Annotated in this window: 20 protein-coding genes; 6 read left to right on the plus strand and 14 right to left on the minus strand. The window is 63.5% G+C overall.

Annotated features, from left to right (window positions below; genetic code table 11):
- Nucleotides 1-59: 59 nt before the first annotated feature.
- From coaD to CDQ91_RS09500, 3 genes are read right to left on the minus strand one after another with little or no spacing between them, the layout of a single operon-like run.
- Nucleotides 60-566, minus strand: coding sequence for a pantetheine-phosphate adenylyltransferase (gene coaD, locus CDQ91_RS09490; protein WP_088472475.1), 507 nt, complete (start codon nucleotides 564-566; stop codon nucleotides 60-62).
- The gene (locus tag CDQ91_RS09495; RefSeq protein WP_088472476.1) at nucleotides 566-1,489 is read right to left on the minus strand and encodes a polyprenyl synthetase family protein; all 924 of its coding nucleotides are present in this window, start codon (nucleotides 1,487-1,489) and stop codon (nucleotides 566-568) included. The genes coaD and CDQ91_RS09495 overlap by 1 nt, the downstream gene beginning before the upstream one ends.
- Nucleotides 1,490-1,493: 4 nt before the next feature.
- Complete coding sequence (locus tag CDQ91_RS09500; protein ID WP_088472477.1) at nucleotides 1,494-1,757, minus strand: exodeoxyribonuclease VII small subunit; 264 nt, start codon at nucleotides 1,755-1,757, stop codon at nucleotides 1,494-1,496.
- A gap of 72 nt (nucleotides 1,758-1,829) precedes the next feature.
- Here CDQ91_RS09500 and CDQ91_RS09505 point away from each other — a divergent pair, with 72 nt between their 5' ends.
- The 4 genes from CDQ91_RS09505 to CDQ91_RS09520 all read left to right on the plus strand — a co-directional run bounded on the left by CDQ91_RS09505 (nucleotide 1,830) and on the right by CDQ91_RS09520 (nucleotide 6,179).
- Nucleotides 1,830-2,492, plus strand: a complete 663-nt coding sequence (locus tag CDQ91_RS09505; RefSeq protein WP_088472478.1) for a hypothetical protein — start codon at nucleotides 1,830-1,832, stop codon at nucleotides 2,490-2,492.
- Between the two features lie 132 nt (nucleotides 2,493-2,624).
- Entirely contained in the window at nucleotides 2,625-2,924 is a 300-nt protein-coding gene (locus CDQ91_RS09510) for a hypothetical protein (protein WP_088472479.1), read from the plus strand.
- A gap of 88 nt (nucleotides 2,925-3,012) precedes the next feature.
- On the plus strand, nucleotides 3,013-5,256 hold the full coding sequence (purL, locus tag CDQ91_RS09515) for a phosphoribosylformylglycinamidine synthase subunit PurL (RefSeq protein WP_088472480.1): 2,244 nt from the start codon (nucleotides 3,013-3,015) through the stop codon (nucleotides 5,254-5,256).
- Between the two features lie 182 nt (nucleotides 5,257-5,438).
- A complete protein-coding gene (locus CDQ91_RS09520) occupies nucleotides 5,439-6,179 on the plus strand; it encodes a DUF72 domain-containing protein (protein ID WP_088472481.1) in 741 nt (246 codons plus the stop codon).
- 136 nt (nucleotides 6,180-6,315) lie between these two features.
- Here CDQ91_RS09520 and CDQ91_RS09525 read toward each other — a convergent pair whose 3' ends face one another.
- On the minus strand, nucleotides 6,316-7,095 hold the full coding sequence (locus CDQ91_RS09525; protein WP_088472482.1) for a Coq4 family protein: 780 nt from the start codon (nucleotides 7,093-7,095) through the stop codon (nucleotides 6,316-6,318).
- 129 nt (nucleotides 7,096-7,224) lie between these two features.
- On the opposite strand from CDQ91_RS09525, the gene CDQ91_RS09530 reads away from it, so the two are divergent.
- The gene (locus tag CDQ91_RS09530) at nucleotides 7,225-8,475 is read left to right on the plus strand and encodes a DUF418 domain-containing protein (RefSeq protein ID WP_088472483.1); all 1,251 of its coding nucleotides are present in this window, start codon (nucleotides 7,225-7,227) and stop codon (nucleotides 8,473-8,475) included.
- On the opposite strand, the gene CDQ91_RS09535 is transcribed toward CDQ91_RS09530, so the two are convergent.
- From CDQ91_RS09535 to CDQ91_RS09580, 10 genes are all read right to left on the minus strand, one after another.
- A complete protein-coding gene (locus CDQ91_RS09535) occupies nucleotides 8,472-8,876 on the minus strand; it encodes an Hpt domain-containing protein (RefSeq protein ID WP_174688494.1) in 405 nt (134 codons plus the stop codon). The genes CDQ91_RS09530 and CDQ91_RS09535 overlap by 4 nt on opposite strands.
- A gap of 115 nt (nucleotides 8,877-8,991) precedes the next feature.
- Entirely contained in the window at nucleotides 8,992-9,225 is a 234-nt protein-coding gene (locus CDQ91_RS09540; protein WP_088472484.1) for a sulfurtransferase TusA family protein, read from the minus strand.
- Nucleotides 9,222-10,595 carry a ribosome biogenesis GTPase Der gene (gene der, locus CDQ91_RS09545; protein WP_088472485.1) on the minus strand — a complete coding sequence of 458 codons (1,374 nt, stop codon included), beginning with the start codon at nucleotides 10,593-10,595 and terminating at the stop codon, nucleotides 9,222-9,224. Before der ends, CDQ91_RS09540 begins: the two co-directional genes overlap by 4 nt.
- 45 nt (nucleotides 10,596-10,640) lie before the next feature.
- Nucleotides 10,641-11,975: an outer membrane protein assembly factor BamB family protein gene (locus CDQ91_RS09550; protein WP_088472486.1), complete on the minus strand. Its 1,335-nt coding sequence runs from the start codon at nucleotides 11,973-11,975 to the stop codon at nucleotides 10,641-10,643.
- 1 nt (nucleotide 11,976) lies between these two features.
- Nucleotides 11,977-12,750: a tetratricopeptide repeat protein gene (locus tag CDQ91_RS09555; protein ID WP_088472487.1), complete on the minus strand. Its 774-nt coding sequence runs from the start codon at nucleotides 12,748-12,750 to the stop codon at nucleotides 11,977-11,979.
- 112 nt (nucleotides 12,751-12,862) lie between these two features.
- A complete protein-coding gene (gene panB / locus CDQ91_RS09560) occupies nucleotides 12,863-13,726 on the minus strand; it encodes a 3-methyl-2-oxobutanoate hydroxymethyltransferase (protein ID WP_088472488.1) in 864 nt (287 codons plus the stop codon).
- Between the two features lie 75 nt (nucleotides 13,727-13,801).
- Nucleotides 13,802-14,731, minus strand: coding sequence for an aldo/keto reductase (locus CDQ91_RS09565; RefSeq protein ID WP_088472489.1), 930 nt, complete (start codon nucleotides 14,729-14,731; stop codon nucleotides 13,802-13,804).
- A complete protein-coding gene (locus tag CDQ91_RS09570) occupies nucleotides 14,728-15,807 on the minus strand; it encodes a glycerophosphodiester phosphodiesterase (protein ID WP_088472490.1) in 1,080 nt (359 codons plus the stop codon). The genes CDQ91_RS09565 and CDQ91_RS09570 overlap by 4 nt, the downstream gene beginning before the upstream one ends.
- Nucleotides 15,804-16,154, minus strand: coding sequence for an ArsC family reductase (locus CDQ91_RS09575; RefSeq protein ID WP_088472491.1), 351 nt, complete (start codon nucleotides 16,152-16,154; stop codon nucleotides 15,804-15,806). The genes CDQ91_RS09570 and CDQ91_RS09575 overlap by 4 nt, the downstream gene beginning before the upstream one ends.
- Before the next feature lie 4 nt (nucleotides 16,155-16,158).
- Nucleotides 16,159-16,836, minus strand: coding sequence for a Crp/Fnr family transcriptional regulator (locus CDQ91_RS09580; protein WP_088472492.1), 678 nt, complete (start codon nucleotides 16,834-16,836; stop codon nucleotides 16,159-16,161).
- 274 nt (nucleotides 16,837-17,110) lie between these two features.
- Between CDQ91_RS09580 and CDQ91_RS09585 the strand changes: the two genes are divergently transcribed.
- Nucleotides 17,111-18,484 (plus strand): class II 3-deoxy-7-phosphoheptulonate synthase, encoded by a 1,374-nt coding sequence (locus tag CDQ91_RS09585; RefSeq protein WP_088472665.1) that lies wholly within the window; start codon nucleotides 17,111-17,113, stop codon nucleotides 18,482-18,484.
- The last annotated feature ends 26 nt before the right edge of the window (nucleotides 18,485-18,510 follow it).

Consider the following 18,510-nt stretch of genomic DNA (forward strand, 5'->3'; position numbering starts at 1 on the left):
GGTTTGCGCCCCATTTGCCGCGACCTAGCGGGAAAAAGCTGAACGCTCAATGATTGGTATCAACGTTCGCCCTGGAGCAGGCCGCGTTCGGCGATGCGGGCCACCACCGCGTCGCGCACGACCGGAGTCACGAATTTGCGGATATCGCCGCCGAAAATCGCGATTTCCTTCACCAGCCGCGACGCGATCGGCTGCAATCCGACATCGGCCATCAGGAAGACGGTTTCGATGCGGTCGTTGAGCTTCTGGTTCATCCCCGCCATCTGATACTCATATTCGAAATCGGCGACGGCACGCAGTCCGCGTACGATGACGCTCGCGCCCTCGCGCTCGGCAAAGTCCATCAGCAGCGAATTAAACCCCACGACGCGAATATCGCCGTCGATCGTCGCGACTTCACTCTGCACCATCGCGATGCGTTCCTCGTCATCGAACATCGGCGATTTGGTGATGTTGGTGGTGACCCCGACCACCAGCCGGTCGACCAGCTTCGCGCCGCGACGGATGATATCCATATGCCCGAGCGTGATCGGGTCGAACGTTCCGGGATAAACCCCAATGCGCATCAACGGTCCCTTTCCACCACATAATAGGCGATAGCCCGAAGCAGCGCCGCTTCTTCGCCGAAGCCCGCCAGATGCGCGATCGCCTGATCGACCAGCATGGTCGCCTGTTCGCGCGCGCGCTCGATCCCCATCAGGGTGACGAAGGTCGCCTTGCCCGCGGCGTCATCCTTGTGCAGCGCCTTGCCCGCCAACGCCTCGTCGCCCTCGACATCCATGATGTCGTCGGCGATCTGGAAAGCGAGGCCGATGTCGCGCGCATAGGCCCGCAGCGGCCGCCGACCTTCGGCAGGAATCCGTCCAAGGATCGCGCCCGCCTCGACCGAAAAGGCGATCAATGCACCGGTCTTGAGCTGTTGCAGCCGCGTCACCGTCGGCAGGTCGAAATGCGACGTCTCGGCGGCGAGGTCCATCATCTGGCCGCCCGCCATCCCCGCGGGGCCCGCCGCGCGCGCCAGTTCGAGTACCAGCTCACCGCGCACAAAGGGATCGCCGTGGGTCGCGGGGTCGCACAGCCATTCAAACGCCAGCGCGTGGAGCGAATCCCCCGCAAGTACCGCCGTGGCTTCGTCGAACGCGCGATGCACCGTCGGCTTGCCGCGGCGTATATCATCATCGTCCATGCACGGCAGATCATCGTGAATCAGCGAATAGACATGCATCGCCTCGACCGCCGCACCGACCTGCAGCGACGAGCTGCGATCGACATGGAACAGGTCCCCCGCCGCGCGAACGAGCAGCGGGCGCAGCCGCTTGCCGCCAGCGATCGCGGCATGGCGCATCGCTTGATAAAGTCGCTCTCGCGGATCGGCCGGGACCGTCAGATGTTGTTCGAACAGGCGGTCGATGCCGACCACGACCTCGGCCTGCGCCGTATCGAGCAGATGGGCCGAACCACCCCGATCACCATCAACGGACGCCGCCATCGGTTCAGCTTTCGCCGAAAGGCGTGGTTCCCGCCGGCTGACCGTCGGCATTCAGGCTGACCTGTTCGATGCGCGCCTGCGCTGCGGCAAGCCGCGCCTCGCAATGCGTGCGCAGCGCGTGGCCGCGTTCGTACAGCGCCACCGATTCCTCGAGGCTGACGTCGCCGCTTTCCAGTCGCCGCACGATCGATTCGAGCTCGCCCATCGCGGCCTCGAAAGACAAGGAGGCGATGGCGGGGGCGGCAGGCGTTTCGGCAGTGTCTGTCATCCCCCTGCTTTGGCCTTTTCGCCCCCTTGCGGTCAAGCTTGACGTGGCCTGACGCAGCGATAGGCTCCGCCCATGTTCATCGGCCATTTCGCACCGGCGCTCGTTGCTGCCGCACGGCCGCAGGCAGCGGGACTAGGAACCCTGTTCGTCGCGGCGCAGCTCGTCGACATCGGCTTTGCCGCGCTGCTGATCCCGGGAATCGAGGCGATGCGCATCGTCCCCGGCATCACCGCGATGAACCCGATGGACCTGTACCGCATGCCCTATACGCACAGCCTCGCCGGGGCTTTGCTCTGGAGCTTGCTGTTCGGCGCGCTCGTATGGATCGCAACGCGGCGCCGCGCCGCCGCGATCGGCGCCGCGCTCGTCGTCGTCTCACACTGGTTCATCGACCTGCCCGTCCACATCCCCGACCTCACCCTGTTCGGCGCCCCGCCGAAACTGGGACTCGGGCTGTGGAATCACCCCGCGATCGCGATGCCGCTGGAGGCCGCAATGACCGGCGGCGCCCTTTTCTATTATAAAATACGAACACGGGCGCCCGCAGGCGACGCGCGCCTCTGGATCTTGGTCGCCCTGCTCACCCTGGTTCAGGCGATCGACTGGTTCGGCCCCAAACAGCCAACCTATTCGCTCGCCATCCCGGCGGCGATGCTCGGCGCCTATGGCATACTCGCGCTGACCGCGGCGTGGGCCGGCGCGAATCGCCAACTCATCCCCCCCGCGGCCACCTGAACGACATCGCTTCAGCGCAATCACGTTTCCATTTTTTGCAATTGTCGGCGCCCCATCAGCGAGCCATGCTGCACCGCACAATAACGAGAGGGCTTAAAGGCAAGTATTGTTCTCAAAACAAGGACTTGCATCATGAAAACGGCGTTTCTTCTTTCGGCACTCACCCTGTTTGTGGCCGCACCCGCCATCGCCCAGACGGGCGACAGCTCGGCGCGGCGCTTCGAACATGACGGCAATATCTACAGCTACACCGTCACCCGGGTCGGCGATTCGCGCGTGATCAGCGGGATCGACGAACGCACCGGAAAGCCCTTCCGGTTGCGCGTCGGTGAGCGCCGCGTCCGCGGTACCGTAGGCACCCAGCAGGTCGATTTCGCCCTGCGCGACGTCAAACCGCTCACCGGTCCCGCGACGGTCCTCGCCGCGCGCTGACACCCAAAGCCGGATTCAGACCCCATATTGCCCAAAAAGGGCTTCATGGGGTCTGTTCCTATCGCGCGCACGCGGCTAAAGGCGCGCCATGACCCAGAACACATCCGCCATCACCCCCGAGATCGTCGCCGAGCACGGGCTGTCACCTGAAGAATATGAGCGTGTGCTGCACGCCATCGGGCGCGAACCCAATCTCGTCGAGCTCGGCATCTTCTCGGTAATGTGGTCGGAGCATTGCAGCTATAAAAGCTCGCGCCTCCATTTGAAGAAATTGCCGACCGAGGCGCCCTGGGTGATCTGCGGTCCCGGCGAAAATGCCGGCGTGATCGACATTGGCGAAGGCGCCGACGGCAAGAAGCTCGCCGCGATCTTCAAGATGGAGAGCCACAACCACCCGTCGTACATCGAACCCTATCAGGGCGCGGCGACCGGGGTCGGCGGCATCCTGCGCGACGTCTTCACCATGGGCGCGCGCCCAGTCGCCAACCTTAACGCGCTGCGTTTCGGCCGCCCCGACCATCCGAAGATGAAGCACCTCATCTCGGGCGTCGTCCACGGCATTGGCGGCTACGGAAATTGCGTCGGCGTTCCGACCGTCGGCGGCGAGGTCAATTTCCACAAGGCCTATGACGGCAATATCCTCGTCAACGCGATGACCGTCGGAGTCGCCGAACAGGACAAGATCTTCTATTCGGCCGCATCGGGCATCGGCAATCCGATCGTCTATGTCGGCTCGAAGACCGGCCGCGACGGCATCCATGGTGCGACCATGGCAAGCGCGGACTTCGGCGAGGATGCCGAGGAAAAGCGCCCGACCGTTCAGGTCGGCGACCCCTTCACCGAAAAACTGCTGATCGAGGCGTGCCTCGAGCTGATGGCGTCCGACGCGATCGTCGCGATTCAGGACATGGGCGCCGCGGGCCTCACCTCCTCGTCGGTCGAAATGGCGTCGAAGGGCGGCGTCGGTCTCCATCTCAAGATGGACGATGTGCCGCAGCGCGAAGCCAATATGACCACCTATGAAATGATGCTGTCCGAATCGCAGGAACGCATGCTGATGGTGCTCAAGCCCGGCAAGGAAGATTTTGCCAAGGCGATCTTCGAGAAATGGGAACTCGACTTCGCGGTCATCGGCACCGTCACCGACACCGGCCGCATGGTGCTCGAACATCATGGCGAGATCGTCTGCGACATTCCGCTCGGCCCGCTCGCCGACGACGCACCGCTCTATGATCGCCCGCATGTGCCGACCCCGAAACAGCCCGCGTTGACCAATGTTCCCGAAACCACCGACGTCGCGGCCGACCTCAAGACATTGATGGGGACCCCCGACATCGCCAGCCGCCGCTGGATCTGGGAACAATATGACAGCCAGGTCGGCGGCGACACGGTGCAGATCGGCGGCGACGCCGCGCTCGTTCGCATCCACGGCACCAGCCGCGCGCTCGCCATGTCGACCGACTGCACCCCGCGCTATTGCTACGCCGACCCCGTCGAGGGCGGCAAGCAGGCGGTGGCCGAGACCTGGCGCAACATCAGCGCGGTCGGCGCGACCCCGCTCGCGATCACCAACTGCCTCAACTTCGCCAACCCGCAACGCCCCGAAATCATGGGCCAGATTGTCGGCTGCCTCGACGGCATGGCGCAGGCGTGCATCGCGCTCGACTATCCGATCGTCTCGGGTAACGTCAGCCTCTACAATGAGTCCAAAGCGACCGGCGGCGGCAGCGCGATCCTGCCGACCCCCGCGATCGGCGGCGTCGGCGTGATCGAGGATCTCGGTAAAGCAGTCGGCATCGGCTTCAAGCGTACCGGCGACATCGTCCTCGCGGTCGGCGAACGCGCCGGCCATCTCGGCCAGTCGGTGTGGCTGCGCGAAATCCACGGCCGCGAAGAAGGCCCGCCGCCGCCCGTCGATCTGAAGGCCGAACGCCGCACCGGCGACTTCATCCGCCACGCGATCAACGCCGGCTGGATCACCGCCTGCCACGACGTCTCCGACGGCGGCGTCGCGGTGACCCTCGCCGAGATGGCGCTGAAGTCCGACATCGGCGTGATGGTCAGCGAAGAACAGCCCTTCGGCATCGCCGAGAGCTTCTTTGGCGAAGATCAGGGCCTGTATCTGGTCACCGTCTGCGACACCTGCCTCGCCGACTTCCTCGACGCCGCGGGCCGCGCCGACGTTCCGGTCGATCCGATCGGCCGCACGATCAAGGACCGCATCGTCTTCGAACTGCCCGAGAGCGACCATAGCGTGACGCTGGCGGAACTGCGCGCCGCGCACGAAGGCTTCTTCCCGGCACTGATGGGGGCCGACGCCGCGCTGGCTTAACGACACTCGTCATTGCGAGCGGAGCGAAGCAATCTCCAGCTATCAACCTTGCGCAAGGCCGATGGCTGGAGATTGCCGCGTCGCCTTCGGCTCCTCGCAATGACGATGTAAATCAACGCCGTTCCGATCTAGAGTGTCCCGAATGATCGCAATCGTCGGGTAGCGCTGAAAGGGATAAGCCAATGAGCATCCATGTCGGAATCGGCGGCTGGACTTTCGAACCATGGCGCGGGACTTTCTACCCGCCCAAACACCCCCAAAAGCGCGAACTCGAATATGCCGGTCAGCATCTGACCGGGATCGAAATCAACGGCACCTATTATGGCAGCCAGAAACCCGAAACCTTCGCCAGCTGGGCCGCCGCCGTTCCCGACGGCTTCCAATTCAGCGTCAAGGCATCGCGCTTTGCGACCAACCGCAAAATCCTCGCCGACGGCGCCGGATCGATCGAGAAATTCCTGACGCAGGGGCTGACGCGGCTCGGCGACCGCTTGGGGCCGATCCTCTGGCAATTCATGGCGACGAAGAAATTCGAACGCGACGATTTCGCCGCCTTCCTCGACCTGCTTCCCGAAACGCAGGACGGCCTGCCGCTCCGCCACGCGCTCGAGGTGCGCCACGAAAGTTTCCGCGACACGGCCTTCATCGACTTAGCGCGCGAGCGGAATATGGCGATCGTCTTCGCCGACAGCGACGAATTTCCGTGCATCGACGAACAAACCGCCGACTTCACCTATGCGCGGCTCCAGCGGTCGCAGGAGGAGGTCGAGACCGGCTATGACGACAAGATGCTCGACGCTTGGGCGAAGCAGGCGCGCGACTGGGCGCAGGGCGACCGCGACGTCTATCTCTTCTTCATATCGGGCGCGAAGATCCGCAACCCGGCGGCCGCACAGGCGATGATCGTGAAGTTGGCGGAATGACGATCCTCCCTGTCGCGCAGCGATGGGGAGGTGGCAGCGCGGAGCGCTGACGAAGGGGCAATAACGTGGCCCCTCCACCATCCGCTGCGCGGACGGTCCCCCTCCCCACGCCTACGGCGCAGGGAGGATCTTTGGCTCACGCCATCGCGGCCTTTGCCGCGAGGAAGTTATACGGATCGATCCCGCGGCTCCGATACGCGCGGTGCGCTTCCTCATATAGCGTCGGCTTTACGATCCCGAGGCGCGCGCGCGCGGCTTCGAGCGGTTCGGCGAGCAGCGCGCGAATGTCCTGCTCGATGATCGCCTGCGATGCCTTGCCGTTGCGCTGCCCCTGGCGGATCGCGCCCATCACCGGCGCGTCGCTCTTGATCCCGCGTTTCACTTCAAAGCCGCCCGCATAGGCGATGAAGAAATTGCCGTAATTGCCCGTCTGGCCATAGGTGAAGCCAAGCACGCACTGTTCGCCCAGCGCATCGCGGCCATAGCCGGTCAAGATGTGGAACAGGTCGTGCGTGTCGCGCAGGCGGTTGCTGTACCATTGCACCTGATCGTCATATTGCGGGCGGCCCATCTTGTCGCTCTCGGCGACGAGGCCCGCCGCCGACAGGCCTTCGCGGCGCATGAAGGTGACATAGGCATGGCCGACGCTGCCTTCGGGCAGTTGGTCGATCCACGCGTGATCGTCGAGCAGGTCGGGAAGATAAGGTTCGCTCGCCATCAGCCGCTGCCCCTTTTCGCTTTCGATAAAGGCCCGCGCATCGTCCAGAAAGCCCTTGCGCGGCAGATTCTCAAAAATGTGGAAGACCTGTTCGGTATCTTCCTTATCCTTGATGAGCTTGCGAAAATGCGCGAGCGCTTTGAACGGGCGAAATTTCGCGGGCTTGCGATCGGGATGCGAAAAGATGGTGGGGGTCATTGGGGGGCTCCGACGAATCATGCGATGACGTTGATTTAGCACTACTGACACAAATGTCAATAATGCTTTAACGGGCTGGACCGCGCCAAGGCCATACTGTTATATCTTCACAACACAGCAAGGGACGATATGGGCGAATACACAGAAGTTGCGACGCCCCGGCTCATTACCCTCGATGCGCTGCGCGGCTTTGCCGTGATGGGCATATTGGCGATGAACATCGTCGCGTTCGCCATGCCCGAAATGGCCTATATCACCCCTCGCGCCTATGCAGGCGAAACACCGTCCGACCTCGCGGCGTGGGCGCTGGGCTTCATCCTCTTCGACGGCAAGATGCGCGGACTCTTCTCGATCCTGTTCGGAGCGAGCATGCTGCTCATTATCGACCGCGCCGAGGCGTCGGGGCGGGACCCGGCATCGGTTCACTATCGCCGCATGGCGTGGCTCGCGGTTTTCGGCTTCTGCCATTATGCCTTCATCTGGTGGGGCGACATCCTGTTCCTCTACGCCGCCGTCGGCTGTGTCGCCTTCCGCTTTCGCGACTGGGAGGCGCGCCGCCTGATCATATGGGCGATCGGCCTGTTCACTCTCGGCGTCGCCATCATGACGATGGCCTTCGGGGCGCAGCTCGCCGCTGTGCGCGCCGCCGACACCGCTTCGTCATCAACCGAGCTGGTCGAGGCGGGCCGTGCGATCCGCGCCGAATATGCCAGTATGAACGAAGGCGTCGCCACGGAACTCGCCCTCTATCGTGGCGGCTACCTCCCCATCCTGGCCGAGCGCCTCGACAAGGCGGACAGTCCGCTCATCATGCTGGTGATGAATTTCCTCGAAACCCTGCCCTTGATGATGATCGGCATGGCCCTGTTTCGAAATGGCTTCCTCACTGGCGCCTGGAGCAGAGCCGATTACCGGCGCGTGGCGCGGCACTGGTTGCCGCCCGGACTGCTGCTCACCTTGCTGGTGACATGGGTCCAGTGGCGTTCAGGCTTCGACAATCTGGTCGCGATCAACGCCTTTCTCGCCTGGGCAGCGCCGGGGCGCCTGATGATGACCATCGGCTATGCTGCGCTGTTCGTATTGCTGATCCAACGCTACGCCAGCGGCACGGGCATGGCGCGCGTCGCAGCGGCAGGCCGCATGGCCTTTTCCAACTATATCGGCACCAGCATCGTGATGACGAGCATCTTCTACGGCTATGGTCTGGGGCTGTTCGGGTCGGTCGACCGGATGACGCTCTATCTGTTCGTTATCGGCGGCGCGGCGGCGATGCTGCTGTGGTCGAAACCTTGGCTCGACCGCTTCCTTTATGGACCGCTCGAATGGCTATGGCGCAGTCTTGCGAGAAGGTCGCTCCAGCCGATGCGCCGCACGGCCTAGAAGCCGACGGCGCTACCGACACCGGGGGTACGCCGCTGGACCAGCGGATTGGCCTCGCGCTCGAGCGCGCCCAGCGTTTCCTCGAACAGCGGGCGCAGTGTCACGACACGCGGCAGATATTCCTCGGGGCTGGTCTGACTTTCGATACAATGGCGCGCGAACACCTCAATATCTTCGGCGAGCGCGCCCAATTTTTCGGCACCAAATTGGCGCGCTTCGCTTTTCAGCGTATGCGCCGGCATGACGAGTCCGCGCGCGTCGCGCGCGCGCATGGCATCCTCGATGGCGGCGACCGACTTGGTCCCGTCTTCGCGAAAATAGCCCAGAATTCGCACAAATGCGGCACCCAATTGGGTGCGCGTCGCGCGAAATTCATCCCAATCGACCAGGATTTCGTCCAATGTTCCGTCCCTTGGTGTGCAATTTGGTCAGTGGTCCCCAGCCACCCCTGCCCCAAAGACGGTAAAAAAGACGTTACGCCGCCCAGCTATACCAACAAAAATGCGTCATTTCGGGTCAGCCGCGGCGGACCCGCCACTGCTCCGCGCCGCCTGCGGCCGGTTCGGCCTCCACCTGCCAGCCATGCTCGCTTGCCAACGCCGCAACCTCGCGTCCCGCCTGGGGGTCATCGGCAATCAGCAGGACGTGCGGCGCATCGCGCATCGCGCGCGCCAATCGGAGTGCCGGCCACGGGCAACGCATGCCGCGCGCGTCGACGACCCGCGCGCCTTCGGCGTCAGGCGTCGTCATTCGTCATAGGGGTTGCGCGAGTTGCGGAAGTTCATCCGGATCGGCACACCCTGGAACCCCATTTCCTTGCGCAGGCCATTGACCAGATAGCGCGTATAGCTGCCGGGCAACGCATCGGTGCGGGTCCCGAACACCACGAAGGTCGGCGGACGCGTGCGCGCCTGCGTGACATAGCGCAGCTTGATCCGCTTGCCGCCGGGAGCCGGCGGCGGATTATTTTCGACCGCATTTTCGAACCAGCGGTTGAGCTTCGCGGTTGAAACGCGATTGTTCCAGATCGCCCGCTGCTCGAAAGCCACCCGGACCAGCGTATCGATCCCCTTGCCCGTTGCCCCCGAAATACTGAGCACCGGGACACCTTTGACCTGGCTGAGCCCGTCTTCGAGCGCGCTGCGCACGCCGTTGAACAGCGCCGACGGATCCTCGGCAACGTCCCATTTGTTGAGCGCGACGATCAGCGCGCGGCCTTCCTGCAGCACGCGGTCGGCGATGTGCAAATCCTGCGACTCAAGGCCTTTGGTGGCGTCGAGCAGCAACACGACAACCTCGGCGAAATCGACCGCATGGAGCGCGTCGGCGACCGACAATTTCTCGAGCTTGTCCTGCACCTTGGCGCGCTTGCGCATCCCGGCGGTGTCGAACAGCTGGATCTCGTGGACCTCGCCGTCATTTTCCCACTGCCATTCGACGCGGATCGAATCACGGGTAATCCCCGCCTCGGGTCCGGTGATCAGCCGATCCTCGCCGATCATGCGGTTGATCAGCGTCGACTTGCCAGCGTTCGGACGACCGACGATCGCAAGCTTCATCGGGCCGAGGTTTTCCTCGTCGTCGTCGCCTGCGACTTCTTCTTCCTCGACCTGACCATCGGGCTCGACGATCGGACGCAGGGCATCGAACAATTCGACCATTCCGCCGCCATGTTCGGCGCTGAGCGCAATGGGATTGTCGAAGCCAAGCGAATAGGCCTCCATCAGCCCCTCTTCGCCCTGCTTGCCCTCGGCCTTGTTGACGACAAGGATGATCGGCGTGTTCTCGCTGCGCAACCAGCGCGCGATTTCCTCGTCGAGCGGAGTCACGCCGGCCCGGCCATCGATCATGAACAGCGCGGCATCGGCCTCGCGCACCGCCTTTTCGGTCTGCACGCGCATCCGGCCGGGAAGCGTTGCCGCATCCTGATCCTCGAACCCTGCGGTGTCGACAATGCCGAAAGTCAGCCCGAGCAGCTGCCCATCGCCTTCGCGCCGGTCGCGCGTCACCCCCGGCTGATCGTCGACCAGCGCAAGGCGCTTGCCGACAAGCCGGTTGAACAAAGTCGATTTGCCGACATTCGGCCGACCGACAATGGCGATCGTCGTGGATCGCGACATGATATTATCCCTGTGTTGCGCCGGGCCCGCCCCGGCCCGAGCGCCTTAGCGCCAGGCCGTGATGCGTCCGTCGTCTGCCAAAATATACAAAATATTGTTCGCGACCACCGGTGCCTGCGACAGCGGGGTCTTGAAATCGGTCGAACCAAGCAGCGAACCGTCGGTCGGCGAATATTCGGCCAACGTGCCTTCGCTGTTGACCGCGATCAACCGCCCGCCCGCCAGAATCGGCCCGGTCCAGCGGATCGGGTCCTTCTTCTTCTTTTCGGTCTCGACACGGAAGCGAGCGAGCTGTTGCAACCAGCGCACCTTGCCGGAACCGCGCGCGACGCACAGCAGCTTGCCGTCGTCGGTCATCGCATAAACCCATTCGCCGACCACATAGGGCGTCGAAATGCCGGCGATCGAAATTTCCCAGCTGCGCTGGCCGGTAACGAGCTCATAGCTCGCCATACGGCCGCCCTGACCAAGCGCGAAGACATGGCCGCGATCGATGACCGGATCGGCATCGACATCGGTGAGCGTCGAAACCGACAGCGCCATCGACGTGCGTGCCAGCGCGTCTTCCCACAGGTCGCGGCCGTTTTCGTAACGATAGGCCTGAACCTCGCCCGACGAGAAGCCGGCGACGATCGTTCCCTGCCCGGCAGCGGGCGACCCGGCGCCGAAAATACTCCCGGCTTCGAGCGAAGCCGTTGCCTGCCACAGCACCGCACCATTCGCGCTGTTGAGCGCAATGATCTGATTATCCTGACTGATAACATAGACGCCGCCGAAAGCGATCGTCGGCGCACCGCGCAGCGGACCCGCGGGCTTCACCTTCCAGATCACCGACCCGTCGGCGACGTTCAGCGCCGCAACATCGCCCGCGCCACTCGTCGCATAAACGACCGAGCCATCGACCCCGGCGCCGCCACCGAACAGCGAATCCTTATAATCCTTGCCGGTGCTGCCGATCGGCGTCCGCCAAAGCGGCGCACCAGTATCGGCGGCAAGGGCGGTCACGGCCCCGTCGGTGCCGACGACGAACAGACGGTTGTCAGCGATCACCGGCGATGCGGCAAGCCGCTGCTTGTTCGTTCCGCCAGCGATATCCGCCTGCCAAATCTGGCTGCGGGTCGCGCCGAGCGCCAGATGGCCCATCGATTTCGACGCATTGCCGCCCGACTGCGTCCAACCGGCGTTGACCACCGGTTCGGGCAGCACGACAGCGATCGACTCGGTTGCCGGGTCGACCTTGATGCTATTGTCATTGGACAGGATCGATACGCGTTCACCCACCGTCGGGGTCTTCGGTCCGCCATCGCCCTTGATCACACCGCAACCGGCGAGGGGCAGCGCCAGCAGCGCCGCATAAAGTCCGTAACGCGTCTTCCGCATATTAATTGGCTTCCTCAGCTTTTCCGGCTGCCGCTACCTTCGGCGCAGCATTGCCTTTTTGGTCGTTCGCGACGCTTTCCGCCGCGCGGTCGGCAACGGCATCGACGCCCAGCATTCCTGCCATCTGCACCGCGCGCGATTGCAGCGATTTCGGTGCCTTGGGCAATTTGGCGATACGGCCGTAAAGCGCCCCGGCCTTGTCGAACTGGCCGAGCTGATAATGTGCGATCGCCGTCAACTCGGCGGCGCTGGGGAACAGGCTCGACGCCGGATCCTTGGCATCGACCATCGGCTTCATGCGCGCGATAACCACTTCGGGCTTCAGCGTATCGAACTCCAGCGCGGTCTGGCGGATCAGCCCGAGGTCGCGCAGCGCCGGGTCAAGTTTGGTGTCGGCGGCAACCCTGGCCATGATTGCGGCGGCGCCCTTCAGGTCGCCTGCGGCGGCCTTCATATTTCCCTGCTGGATCAGCGCGGCGGCGCGATAGGTCGCGTCATCGCCCGCTTCCAGCTTTTTGAGTTCGCTCGTCGCGGCGGTCGGCTGGCTCGTGGCGGCCTTTTCAAACGCTGCCAGCAATTCCTCGGCCTTTTCGCCCCGCAGGCTCTCCTGATGATGGCTCCAATAGAGATAGCCGCCGAACGCCAGCAACGCCGCGATGGCGCCGCCGATGATCCAGCGCCCATAGCGCTGCATGATCGTCTCAAGCCGATCCTTGCGAACCGCCTCGTCGACTTCCTGCAACAGCGCTGCATCGTTGGTCGGGCTCAGGGCCAATCAAACCTCCATAACTCGTTCGTGGCTCCGGGGCCGGCCGCTTCCTTAGCGACAGCGCCGAAAAAGGCCAAGTGATTCACTCGGCCCCCGGCGCCGACATCGCGGGCGACCGTCAGCCAGCGTAGATTTGATCGGCGGTCGGGAATGAACGGGACCTGACTTCGTCGGCATAGTCCTTGACCGCACCGTCGACGACACCCGCCATATCCTGATAGCGTTTGACGAACTTGGGGACGCGTTCGAACATGCCCAGCATGTCGTCGGTCACCAGCACCTGGCCGTCGCATTGCACCGATGCCCCGATCCCGATCGTCGGACATTCGACCTTGTTCGTAATCTCGATCGCAATCGATTCGAGTACGCCTTCGATCACGATCGAAAAGGCGCCCGCCTGCGCGACCGCGACCGCATCTTCGACGATCGAACGGGCTTCGGCATCGCTTTTGCCGCGCACGCCATAGCCGCCCAAAATATTGACCGCCTGCGGCGTCAACCCGACATGACCCATGACCGGAATACCGCGCTGGGTCAGAAATTCGATCGTCGGGGCCAGCACCTTGCCGCCCTCGACCTTCACCGCTGCGGCGCCGGTTTCCTTGAGCAAACGCGCTGCATTGTTAAACGCCTGTTCGGGGCTCATTTCATAGCTGCCGAACGGCATGTCGACGATGACTGCGGCGTGATAGCTGCCGCGCACCACCGCCGCGCCGTGCAGCGCCATCATCTCCATCGTCACGCCGACCGTGTGCGGCAGACCATAGATCACCTGCGCCAGCGAATCGCCAACCAGCAGCATGTCACAATGCGGGTCGAGCAGCTGCGCCATACGAACGGTATAGGCCGTCAGCATCACCAGCGGTTCGCCGCCCTTGCTCTGGCGGATACGTGGCACCGTCAGCCGCTTCATCGGCTGCGGGGTCGGGTTGGCTCGGCTCGTCGACGTATCGAAGGTGAGCGTTTTGGGGAGCGTAGACATGCGGCGGGGTTTAGCCGCTAAACTGGCCGGACGAAACCGCTATTGTTGCAGCGCAGCGATAACGGTTTTGACAGACTAGGCTGCGCTCAAAGCCGCGAGTTGATCGGCGCGCAATTCCAGTTTCATGCTGCCGAGCAATTCTTCGAGCTGGGTCACCGTCGTTGCACTCGCGATCGGCGCGGTCACGCCCGGTTGCTGTGCAACCCACGCAAGCGCGATTTGCGACAGGGTGGCGCCGGTTTCGGCCGCGATCCCGTCCAGCACCGCAAGGACTGCGGGGCCGCGCCCCTCCATATAGGATTTGGCCTTATAGCCGCGCGGACTTTTACTGAGGTCGTCAGTGCTGCGATATTTGCCCGACAAATAGCCCGAGGCGAGGCTGTAATAAGGCACGACCCCGATATTCTCGGCGACGCACAGCTGCTGCAGCGCGCCTTCATATTGATCGCGGTCGAGCAGGTTGAGCTCGGGCTGCATCGCGGTGAAGCGCGGCAGTCCCTTTGCATCGGCGACGCGCAGCGCACCGGCCAGCCGTTCGGCAGTATAATTGGACGCACCAATCGCGCGAACCTGCCCCGCGTCGATCAGTTCGGCAAACGCGCCCAGCATTTCATCAAGCGGCACATCGGGATCATCCTTATGCGCAAAATACAGGTCGATCGTGTCGACGCCCAGTCGGTCGAGCGACGCCGCGGCGGCGGCGCGAACCCCGTCGGGCCGGAGCCCGCCCGACATCATCCCGACCTTGGTCGCGATCAGCACGCGGCCGCGCGCGCCGCTGGCCCTTAACCACTCGCCGATCATGCTTTCGGATTCGCCGCCCTTATGGCCATCGACCCACGCCGAATAGACATCGGCGGTGTCGATCATCGTCCCGCCGCCTTCGACGAAACGGTCGAGGACGGCGAAGCTTGCCGCGCGGTCGGCGGTCCAGCCAAAGACATTGCCGCCGAGTACCAGCGGCGGGATCGCAAGGCCGCTCTGGCCCAGGGCTTTGTCGGTCATGGCTTGGCGTTTCCTTTTCTGACCGCTGGAACCGCTTCGCGCACATTGTCGCTGAACAGCCCGTCGATCCCGGTTTTCAGATAGATAGAAATTTCGGAACCAAGATCGCCATGCTCGGCAGGATTGACCCCGCCCTTGTCGCCGAGCGGCAGGAAATAATTTTCGCGGCGAAAGGTCCACGGATGGACCCTTAATCCCACGGCATGGGCATCGCGCACCAGGCTTGTCGGATCGCCCAATGCGCCAAGCGCGCCGCGCGGAATCACCATTGCCTTGTCGGGACCGATGCCGTCGGCATAGGCCGCAATGGCCTTGAGCCCCGCAGGTGACGCCATGGCGGCATAGCTGGTGCCAGGCATATCGGCGGGGCCGCCCGCGCCTTCCATCAACTGGATCAGCGGCAGATCGCTCTTCAGCCGCAGCGCCTTGAGGTTTGCAACCTCGAAGCTCTGGATGAAGACCGGCGCCGTGCGGCCGCGATAGCCGAAGCGGTCGAGGATCGTCAGCAGCGGCGCCTCATGCGGCAGGCCGATCGATATGAAATAACCGGGATGCTTGGTTTCAGGATAGACGCCGACGGGTTTGTCGCGGCCCTTGTTGGCGCGAGCCAGCAGCGTCAATATTTCCTCGAAGGTCGGAATCTCGAACCGCCCATCATAAACGGTGCCGCGCAATTTCGGCAGCCGCTCGCGCGCGCGCAGCGCCTTCAACTCAGCCAGCGTAAAATCTTCAGTGAACCAGCCGGTTACCTTCACTCCGTCGATCGTCTTGGTCGCTTTTCGCGCCGCATATTCGGCGCGATCGGCAACGTCGGTCGTGCCCGAAATCTCATTCTCGTGCCGCGCCACCAGCACACCATCCCTGGTCAGCACCAGGTCGGGTTCGATGAAATCGGCGCCCTGTTCGATCGCCAACTCATAGCTTGCCAGCGTATGTTCAGGCCGTTCGCCCGACGCGCCGCGGTGCGCAATGACGATCGGTAGCTGGCCGCCAAGGGTCGGTTGCGCCGTCACCTCTTTAACCGCGCAGCCGGCAAGCAGCAGCACCGCAAGCGGGGCCGCCAGCCAGCGGGTCATGCTGCAAAACGCGCCTGCCAGTCGGCGGCAGAGAAACCGACACTGATCCCGTCCGCCGATTCGACGACGGGGCGCCGGATCATCGCGGGTTGATCGAGCATCAATGCGATGGCCGATGCGGCGTCGAGCCCCTGTTTCTGGGCGTCAGGCAGTTTGCGAAAGGTTGTCCCGCTCTTGTTGAGCAATTTTTCCCAGCCCAGCGCCTCGACCCAACCCTTGAGTCGGTCCGGGTCGAGCCCATCCTTGCGCACATCGTGAAAATGATAGGCAACGCCCTGCTCACCAAGCCAGACGCGCGCTTTCTTCACCGTATCGCAGTTCGAAATTCCATAGAGTGTCAGTGCCATGCGGTCACAATAGCGGCGAGCGATCGGCAATGCGAGCGTTTGCATTCGCCAATTTTCCGCGGAGCGCCCGTGCAAAGCCTTCGTGCAGCGCCCCGGCGATTTCGGGGTTCGCCGCCAGATAGGCGCGCAGCGCCGCCGCGGGTACGAACCACAGCCGCGCATGGCCGGCGAGCGTCACGGTGCCAGTGGCGTGAGCACCGTCGAGCACCGTCGCTTCGCCGATCAGCGCTCCGCCGGTGACCATTCCGACCTCGGCTCCGTCGCGCAAAATCACCGCCTCCCCCTCCGCCAGATAGAAAAGGCTGGGCGCCGCCTGATTCTCGCGGATCAACACATCGCCGCGCCGCGCCGAAATCCAGTTCCCCTGATCCATCAGCTGTCGCACGGCAACGGCGCTCAGACCGTCGAAGTGCTGACGGCGCAATTCCTGTTCCTCGGCCGAGAAGGCGATCTTTGTATCGCGCAGCCACAGCCGCGCCGACAGCGCGGCATTGGCCAGCAATATCGCCACCAGCACGATGGCCAGTCCGATGCTATTCCAGTGGAAGATTGCGACCGGCAACGCCAGCAGCGCAGCGGCCGCCAAGGCCAGTCGAACATGGTCGAGACGCGCGGCAAAGCTAGCCGCAAGCAGTAGCAGCAGCGCCCCATATCCGAACCAGAAAGGATCGAAATTCGCCATAACCAGATCGTTCCGCGTCGCGTGACCCCTTAGATCACTATGTGTATCTAGGCGGATAACGTTACCGATTGCCGAACGCCTTGGACGCACAATCAAGGGGACATTCCGAAAACCGTAAGAAACTAACAGTTTTCGGCCATCAAGAAAAGCATAGGTGCGCGAAACCGGCGAAAATGCTAATTTTCGCGCCTTCGAACCCTGCGCACATTGCTTCCCGGGCGCATTCGCGCCATGGCAGCGCTCGATTCGCACGGAAAACATAGAAGACGGACAGATGACGCAACCATGGCAACCGCATAGCTGGCGCTCGCACGAGGCTCGCCAGCTTCCCACCTACGCCGACGAAGTCGCTCTGGCGGCCGCCGAACGCGAGCTCAGCAACTATCCGCCGCTGGTGTTCGCGGGCGAAGCGCGCGACCTGACCGCCGAACTCGGCCGCGTCGCCGAGGGCAAGGCATTCCTGCTCCAGGGCGGCGACTGCGCCGAAAGCTTTGCCGAATTCCATCCGAACAATATCCGCGACACCTTCCGCGTGCTGCTCCAGATGGCGGTGGTGCTGACCTTTGCGTCGAAAATGCCGGTGGTGAAACTCGGCCGCATGGCGGGCCAGTTCGCCAAGCCGCGCTCAGCCGACATGGAAGATATCGATGGCGTGTCGCTGCCCAGCTATCGCGGCGACATCATCAACGACATCGGTTTCGAAGCCGTGGGCCGCGAGCCCGATCCGCAGCGCATGGTCAAGGCATACAACCAGTCGGCGGCGACGCTGAACCTGCTGCGCGCCTTCGCGAATGGCGGCTATGCGAACCTGCACCAGGTTAATGCCTGGACGCATGACTTCATGGATCGCAGCCCGTGGGCAAAGAAATATCAGGAAACCGCCGAGCGGATTTCCGAAGCGCTCGCCTTCATGGAAGCATGCGGCGTCACCCCCGAAACCGTGCCGCAAATCAAGGGCACGAGCTTCTACACCAGCCACGAAGCGCTGCTGCTCCCCTATGAGCAGGCGCTGACGCGTCAGGACAGCCTGACCGGCGGCTGGTACGACACGTCGGGCCACATGCTGTGGGTCGGCGATCGCACCCGTTTCGAGGGCTCGGCGCATATCGAATATCTGCGCGGTATCGGCAATCCGGTCGGCATGAAGTGCGGTCCGAGCCTCGAGCCCGACGTGCTGCTGCGACTGCTCGACACGCTGAACCCCAATCATGTCGCGGGGCGGATGACGCTGATCACCCGTTACGGCCATGACAAGATCGAGGCGCATCTGCCCAAGCTCGTGCGCGCGGTAAAGGAATCGGGCCACCCCGTCGTCTGGTCGTGCGACCCGATGCACGGCAATGTCATCAAGACCGGCAACGGCTACAAGACCCGCCCGTTCGAGCGTATCCTCGCCGAAGTGCGCGGCTTCTTCGCCGTCCACCGCGCCGAGGGTACGCATGGCGGCGGCATCCATATCGAGATGACCGGCCAGAATGTCACCGAATGCACCGGCGGCGCGATGGACGTGACCCAGATGGACCTCGCCGACCGTTACCACACCCATTGCGACCCGCGTTTGAACGCGGGTCAGAGCCTTGAGCTCGCCTTCCTGCTGGCCGAAATGCTCAATCAGGAAATGACCGAGCGGGCGAAGCAGGCGGCATAATTCAAAGCCTCGTCATTGCGAGCGCA

The sequence above is a fragment of the Sphingopyxis witflariensis genome, from assembly GCF_002205635.1.
GTDB classification, from domain to species: domain Bacteria; phylum Pseudomonadota; class Alphaproteobacteria; order Sphingomonadales; family Sphingomonadaceae; genus Sphingopyxis; species Sphingopyxis witflariensis.

Excerpts from the sequence above, each read along its gene's own strand:
- coaD (WP_088472475.1), bottom strand. The coding sequence starts at position 566 with ATGCGCATTGGGGTTTATCCCGGAACGTTCGACCCGATCACGCTCGGG.
- CDQ91_RS09495 (WP_088472476.1), bottom strand. The coding sequence starts at position 1,489 with ATGGCGGCGTCCGTTGATGGTGATCGGGGTGGTTCGGCCCATCTGCTC.
- CDQ91_RS09500 (WP_088472477.1), bottom strand. The coding sequence starts at position 1,757 with ATGACAGACACTGCCGAAACGCCTGCCGCCCCCGCCATCGCCTCCTTG.
- CDQ91_RS09505 (WP_088472478.1), top strand. The coding sequence starts at position 1,830 with ATGTTCATCGGCCATTTCGCACCGGCGCTCGTTGCTGCCGCACGGCCG.
- CDQ91_RS09510 (WP_088472479.1), top strand. The coding sequence starts at position 2,625 with ATGAAAACGGCGTTTCTTCTTTCGGCACTCACCCTGTTTGTGGCCGCA.
- purL (WP_088472480.1), top strand. The coding sequence starts at position 3,013 with ATGACCCAGAACACATCCGCCATCACCCCCGAGATCGTCGCCGAGCAC.
- CDQ91_RS09520 (WP_088472481.1), top strand. The coding sequence starts at position 5,439 with ATGAGCATCCATGTCGGAATCGGCGGCTGGACTTTCGAACCATGGCGC.
- CDQ91_RS09525 (WP_088472482.1), bottom strand. The coding sequence starts at position 7,095 with ATGACCCCCACCATCTTTTCGCATCCCGATCGCAAGCCCGCGAAATTT.
- CDQ91_RS09530 (WP_088472483.1), top strand. The coding sequence starts at position 7,225 with ATGGGCGAATACACAGAAGTTGCGACGCCCCGGCTCATTACCCTCGAT.
- CDQ91_RS09540 (WP_088472484.1), bottom strand. The coding sequence starts at position 9,225 with ATGACGACGCCTGACGCCGAAGGCGCGCGGGTCGTCGACGCGCGCGGC.
- der (WP_088472485.1), bottom strand. The coding sequence starts at position 10,595 with ATGTCGCGATCCACGACGATCGCCATTGTCGGTCGGCCGAATGTCGGC.
- CDQ91_RS09550 (WP_088472486.1), bottom strand. The coding sequence starts at position 11,975 with ATGCGGAAGACGCGTTACGGACTTTATGCGGCGCTGCTGGCGCTGCCC.
- panB (WP_088472488.1), bottom strand. The coding sequence starts at position 13,726 with ATGTCTACGCTCCCCAAAACGCTCACCTTCGATACGTCGACGAGCCGA.
- CDQ91_RS09565 (WP_088472489.1), bottom strand. The coding sequence starts at position 14,731 with ATGACCGACAAAGCCCTGGGCCAGAGCGGCCTTGCGATCCCGCCGCTG.
- CDQ91_RS09570 (WP_088472490.1), bottom strand. The coding sequence starts at position 15,807 with ATGACCCGCTGGCTGGCGGCCCCGCTTGCGGTGCTGCTGCTTGCCGGC.
- CDQ91_RS09575 (WP_088472491.1), bottom strand. The coding sequence starts at position 16,154 with ATGGCACTGACACTCTATGGAATTTCGAACTGCGATACGGTGAAGAAA.
- CDQ91_RS09580 (WP_088472492.1), bottom strand. The coding sequence starts at position 16,836 with ATGGCGAATTTCGATCCTTTCTGGTTCGGATATGGGGCGCTGCTGCTA.
- CDQ91_RS09585 (WP_088472665.1), top strand. The coding sequence starts at position 17,111 with ATGACGCAACCATGGCAACCGCATAGCTGGCGCTCGCACGAGGCTCGC.